We start from the raw sequence: 4752 nt of genomic DNA on the forward strand, positions 1-4752 counted from the left end.
AAAACCTTTAAGCCGTGCATCCTTGTGCACTTGGCCTAAGCAGTAATGCTTTAATCTGCTAAAAGCTGTCCTGCTAATAGTAATGCCCAAATTGGACCACACTAAGACAGAACAGAAACAAATCTACTCTTTCTCGGACTGTAAAAGATCGAAAAACACCTATACCGTTTCCAAAAAGTAAGTTAAATATTTTACTTTTTGGAAACGGTATTTGTTGTTTATTGGCAAGTGCTTGCGCACTTGCTGTTTGTACCATTTACAAGAATCCTTTTTGTAAATGGTACAAACCCGACTAATAATCTAAATAGGTTGGGGATGTCAACAATTAACAACAATTAACAACTATTCAATCAGTGCCGATTGCTACGACAGCTTTTTTTGTTGACGCTTATACGTATTCGATATAAAATCACACGTATGAGCACAAAAAGGAAAGTTGCGCTGAAGAAGAAGCTTACTCTATCAGTTGACAGTTCTGTAATCGAGGCAGCTAAATTAGTTGCTGAGAGTCAGGGCGAATCGTTGTCTGTTCTCGTAGAGAATTTTTTGCGAAAACTGTCTTTTCAGCAAGAGAAGACAGACTGGCTAGATCGCTTTCATGCAAAATATTTGGGTTCCGACTATAAGGAGCCAAGCGATGACAAAATTGCTAAGCTTCGCGATGAGATGTACTCTTGATTGGCAATGAAAATCGCTTTAGATGTTAATATTTGGATCGCCGCCTAGCTTAACTCCCCTAACAAAGCTGCCGCCCCGCAAAAAAGGCTTTTTAGTCTTTCGAGTTTTATTTCGTCTTTGCATTGGCAGCATGAAATCTTTTCGGCTTGACTTTGCAGGCAATCCATAAAACTTTTTGGGCAAAAGGCTGATGAGGCACTTAGCTCCTTGCAGTGCGTATCTGTAGCTGCTAACCAATGATCCTTCCCCAGTGATAGGTTTTTCTCCGTGGCATTATCTGCCTCCGAAAGTTTTGTAAATTTCTGAAACATGCTTATCGTTTCTGCCGCCATAAAGAGAGCTTTTTCTAGATGCAGCAAATAATCCGCCTTGGAAACATTTGAGCTTGAAATATCCTCAGCTCTGTCTTTAACTGCAAGCAGAAAATCCGCAAATCTAAAGGCTGGCGATCCGAAATGAATATGGGCTTTGTTATTGCAGGTTGTTAATGTGGTAGTTTGCGCTCTCATGTTCAGGTCCTCCTAGGTTAATTCTGCCTTTAAGAAAAAAGCCTTAACCTTATAATCTGCGAAAACCCGAACAGCTCGCGCTGTATAAAACACCGACCTCTGGACGAAACACTTAGAGGCCTTTAAAAAAACTTAAAGGCACTTACTAATTTTTAGATAGCGATCTTCAACAAATCGATTCCAATAACCACCCCAACCACCACGACATTTTTCATCACCTAATAATTTAATCTTAGCATTGAGGAAGGCGCTATTACAATGGAATGGATGTTCTAGTTTAATCCGGAAGCATCATTATATTTCTTCTACTTGCGCTTGGGAGTTGCCGCATGAGCGGCAATCAATAAGGCACGCATATTCTCGAGCCATAAGAGCTTTTCATCAGGAGTTGATGTTGCAAATTGAATCAAATTGTCGATTCTAGATTGTTCCCATGAACTATCCGTGATCTTCCTTTTTGTTTGCGCATTATGCTTATTCATCTAACGTTAGGCCTCGCTCTCTAAGAATTCTCAAATTATCTAAGTCTATTAAATCTTGGGGTCTACCGCTTATTTCCTTCATTTTAATAAGGTCGACGATAGAGCAGATACGAATATCTACGTTCTCGATGTTAAGAACAACAGAACGAGCATAGAGCTCATTAAAATCAATCACTGACTCTACAAAGAGATCGACGGCGAAGGTTGCTTGTTTAGGGTCTATAAGTGAAAACACTTTCATATTTTTTTCCTCTATCCACATACCTCTTTGTGTTGCACTTGCAAAATCTAATGGGTTCACGGGCAATCTGCTCTGAAAACCAATAGCGATCAGCGCCTGAATAGTCTTTTTTGCCTCGCATTCGTTTAGATCAACAACTAGGTCTAAATCCGAGGTGAATCTATTATTGCCATGCATAACGGCAGCAAATCCGCCAACTACGACGTATCTACATCCTTTATCGTTTAAGCTACTTATTACCTTAAGAAATGTATTCATTATGCCTACTTTAGAACTCTTAATCTTAACTATACTCTTAGACTCCAGACGAAATTAGGCGTTCTATATGAGGCTTTATTAACTCATCAAATGCAGCGTTAGCGTCACCTGCGCCTGGATGGAATCGCAGTCTGTGCTTTAATACAAAAGGAGCAAGAAATTTTACGTCGTCTTCATTAACGTAGCTCCGTCCTTGGTTAAGTGCCCAGGCACCTAAAGCGAGTTTAAACATTATTGCGGCTCTAGTGGATGCGCCAAACTGAAGAAGTCTGTTTGAACGGGTTTCCTGCACAATATTTACTATTGTTTCTAAGATTTGTTTAGCAATGTAGACGTTATTTACCGCCTGTCGAGCGTCCAAAATTTCCGCTCGAGTTATTACTGGCGTAGCTCTTTTGCTGTTTCGAGTTATCTCGTCAATGTTCTCTAATATTTCTAGTTCGGTTTGCGAGTCTACATATTTCATGGGAACGCGAAGAAGAAAACGGTCTAGTTGCACTAAGGGAAGTGGGTACGTTCCAGCGAGATCTAAGGGGTTTTGCGTGCCTATTACAAAAAACAATTCGTCTAGTGGATAAGTATGGTTGTCAATAGTTACTTGTCTCTCTGCCATACATTCTAGAAATGCCGCTTGAACCTTGGGCCCAGTTCTGTTTATTTCATCTGCTAAAACGACGTGGGCGAATATTGGGCCGTGCTGAAAGCGAAAAGTTGCGCTTCGCGGATCAAAAACATTGACGCCAAGCACATCGCTAGGCAAAAGATCTGGTGTAAACTGAATGCGCCTAAATGGTAAAATATTTTCTGCGGCACTATCTGCGCCACTGCAATCTATGCAAGAACCAAGCGTTTTCGCCAAAGTTGTCTTGCCACTGCCGGGATAGTCTTCGAGAAGCACATGGCCATTAGCGACCAAACCAGTGAGCAAGAGGCTAATCGTATCTTCGCGGCCCTTGATCACAGCACTAAGCGCAGCGTGCAGTTTGTTAAGTGTCTGAAAGCTTTTCCCTATTGTTTCATCAACTCCCACTTCATGCATTGTCTTAAATCCTATATTTTTACTAATGTTGTTTCAGAGTGCTCTGTGGAAGTTCAATTTAGCAAGAGAGGCGTGCTGTGGCCAATTCATTGTTGCTACTCGCCAATAATATATGTATAGCTGTCGACAAGTGTCTGGTTTCTATATGTATATCTGTGTAATATGAGTTGGTTAAATGTCTAGTAAATACCTAGTTTGTTGTCTCCTTTGTATTATGAGCTTTGGCTCAAATGCTTGCGGTGGTGGCGAAGGCGAGAACCAGCATTCGCTGGCAATAACTCCTGTAGTTGCTTACAAGGCAGTTAGAGAAAGTGTTAGCGATGAGATTTCTGTGGTCGGCACATTGGGTGCTGATGAAGTGGTGGAAATTCAGAGCGAGATAGATGGGATAGTGGAGGAGGTAGCTTTTAGAGAAGGCCAGGCGGTGAGGCAGGGCGAATTGTTGTTTAAAATAGACGAACAAAAACTTTCTACCATGTTAGCGGAAGCTGAGGCTAACTATCAATTGGCCTTAGCAAACCTTAAGAGGAGCGAGGAGCTTTTTAAGAAGAGCACGATTTCATCTAGGGAATATGACCAAGCTAAGTACGCCTTTCAAGCCGCTAGAGCTACTGCCGAGCGAGCTAGGCAAAATCTCGAGGATGCAAAAGTGCTTGCGCCTTTTGATGGAGAAATGGGCGAGCGACTCATTAGCACGGGACAGCTGGTAGCTAAGGGCCAGACGTTATCCTCCATTGTTAAGTACGATACAATTAAACTCGAATTTAATGTGCCCGAACGTTTTTCGAATCGCTTGGTAGCGGGTTTAGAGGTGCGTGCAGAGGTCGCGGCATATCCAGATAGAGGTTTTGTAGGCAAAGTATTTTTTATTTCGCCTCAAGTGGATTCGAATACTAGAACTATTCTAGTTAAAGCTCGAATTCCCAATGCAGACTTTCGCTTAAAACCCGGCATGTTGGCAAGAGTGGCTGCGGTGTTTGAGGTTAGAGAGGAAGCTGTAGTAATTCCCGAATCGGCTTTGATGGTGCATAAGGACAGTGTGCTCGTCTATATCATTGGAGACAGGGACGCTGTAGAACTTAAGCCGGTTACAATTGGAAAGCGTTTGGAGGGAAGGGTTGAAATAGCCTCCGGCGTTAGCGAGGGGGAATTGGTTATTGTCGAAGGTGTCCAAAAGATTGGCCCTGGTTCGCAGGTAAGTTTTAAGCTGGTAGAGGACAAGTCGACTAAGGAGTTGAGGAGTGATTCTACCAGAAATTAGCATTAAACGCCCAATTCTTGCTTCGATGATGAACATCGCCCTCGTGCTCGTTGGCATTGTGTCGATGTTAAATCTTCCTGTGCGCGAAGTTCCAGATATAGATCCCCCTATCGTCGATGTTTCGACAACTTATATTGGCGCTAGTAGTAATGTGGTCGAGACAGAAGTTACTGAAAAATTAGAAGAAGTAATTAACGGCATCGAAGGCATTAAAACCCTTAGCAGTGAAAGTCGCGAAGAGCTTAGCAAGATAACTATTGAGTTTGAGTTGTGGCGCGATATTG

At 42.2% G+C, this 4752-nt stretch carries 7 protein-coding genes; 3 read left to right on the top strand and 4 right to left on the bottom strand.

What is annotated here, in order from left to right:
* Positions 1-417 precede the first annotated feature (417 nt).
* Complete coding sequence (locus tag IT291_00330) at positions 418-678, top strand: hypothetical protein (protein ID MCC6219667.1); 261 nt, start codon at positions 418-420, stop codon at positions 676-678.
* Positions 679-722: 44 nt separating this feature from the next.
* Here the strand turns inward: IT291_00330 and IT291_00335 are convergent, their stop codons facing one another.
* The 4 genes from IT291_00335 to IT291_00350 form a co-directional block, all read right to left on the bottom strand.
* A complete protein-coding gene (locus IT291_00335; GenBank protein ID MCC6219668.1) occupies positions 723-1187 on the bottom strand; it encodes a hypothetical protein in 465 nt (154 codons plus the stop codon).
* A gap of 305 nt (positions 1188-1492) precedes the next feature.
* Positions 1493-1669, bottom strand: a complete 177-nt coding sequence (locus tag IT291_00340; protein ID MCC6219669.1) for a hypothetical protein — start codon at positions 1667-1669, stop codon at positions 1493-1495.
* Positions 1662-2168 (bottom strand): hypothetical protein, encoded by a 507-nt coding sequence (locus tag IT291_00345; protein ID MCC6219670.1) that lies wholly within the window; start codon positions 2166-2168, stop codon positions 1662-1664. The genes IT291_00340 and IT291_00345 overlap by 8 nt, the downstream gene beginning before the upstream one ends.
* A 37-nt stretch (positions 2169-2205) precedes the next feature.
* The gene (locus tag IT291_00350; GenBank protein ID MCC6219671.1) at positions 2206-3207 is read right to left on the bottom strand and encodes a MoxR family ATPase; all 1002 of its coding nucleotides are present in this window, start codon (positions 3205-3207) and stop codon (positions 2206-2208) included.
* Between the two features lie 175 nt (positions 3208-3382).
* On the opposite strand from IT291_00350, the gene IT291_00355 reads away from it, so the two are divergent.
* Positions 3383-4468 (top strand): efflux RND transporter periplasmic adaptor subunit, encoded by a 1086-nt coding sequence (locus tag IT291_00355; GenBank protein MCC6219672.1) that lies wholly within the window; start codon positions 3383-3385, stop codon positions 4466-4468.
* Positions 4449-4752 (top strand): efflux RND transporter permease subunit (locus IT291_00360; protein MCC6219673.1); only part of this gene is annotated, 304 nt, incomplete at its 3' end. The genes IT291_00355 and IT291_00360, both read left to right, overlap by 20 nt.

It is taken from the genome of Deltaproteobacteria bacterium, from assembly GCA_020845775.1.
GTDB lineage: Bacteria > Bdellovibrionota_C > UBA2361 > SZUA-149 > JADLFC01 > JADLFC01.

Bases quoted from the DNA above. Each gene is read 5' to 3' on its own strand.
- IT291_00330 (MCC6219667.1), top strand. From the start codon at position 418: ATGAGCACAAAAAGGAAAGTTGCGCTGAAGAAGAAGCTTACTCTATCA.
- IT291_00335 (MCC6219668.1), bottom strand. From the start codon at position 1,187: ATGAGAGCGCAAACTACCACATTAACAACCTGCAATAACAAAGCCCAT.
- IT291_00340 (MCC6219669.1), bottom strand. From the start codon at position 1,669: ATGAATAAGCATAATGCGCAAACAAAAAGGAAGATCACGGATAGTTCA.
- IT291_00345 (MCC6219670.1), bottom strand. From the start codon at position 2,168: ATGAATACATTTCTTAAGGTAATAAGTAGCTTAAACGATAAAGGATGT.
- IT291_00350 (MCC6219671.1), bottom strand. From the start codon at position 3,207: ATGCATGAAGTGGGAGTTGATGAAACAATAGGGAAAAGCTTTCAGACA.
- IT291_00355 (MCC6219672.1), top strand. From the start codon at position 3,383: ATGTCTAGTAAATACCTAGTTTGTTGTCTCCTTTGTATTATGAGCTTT.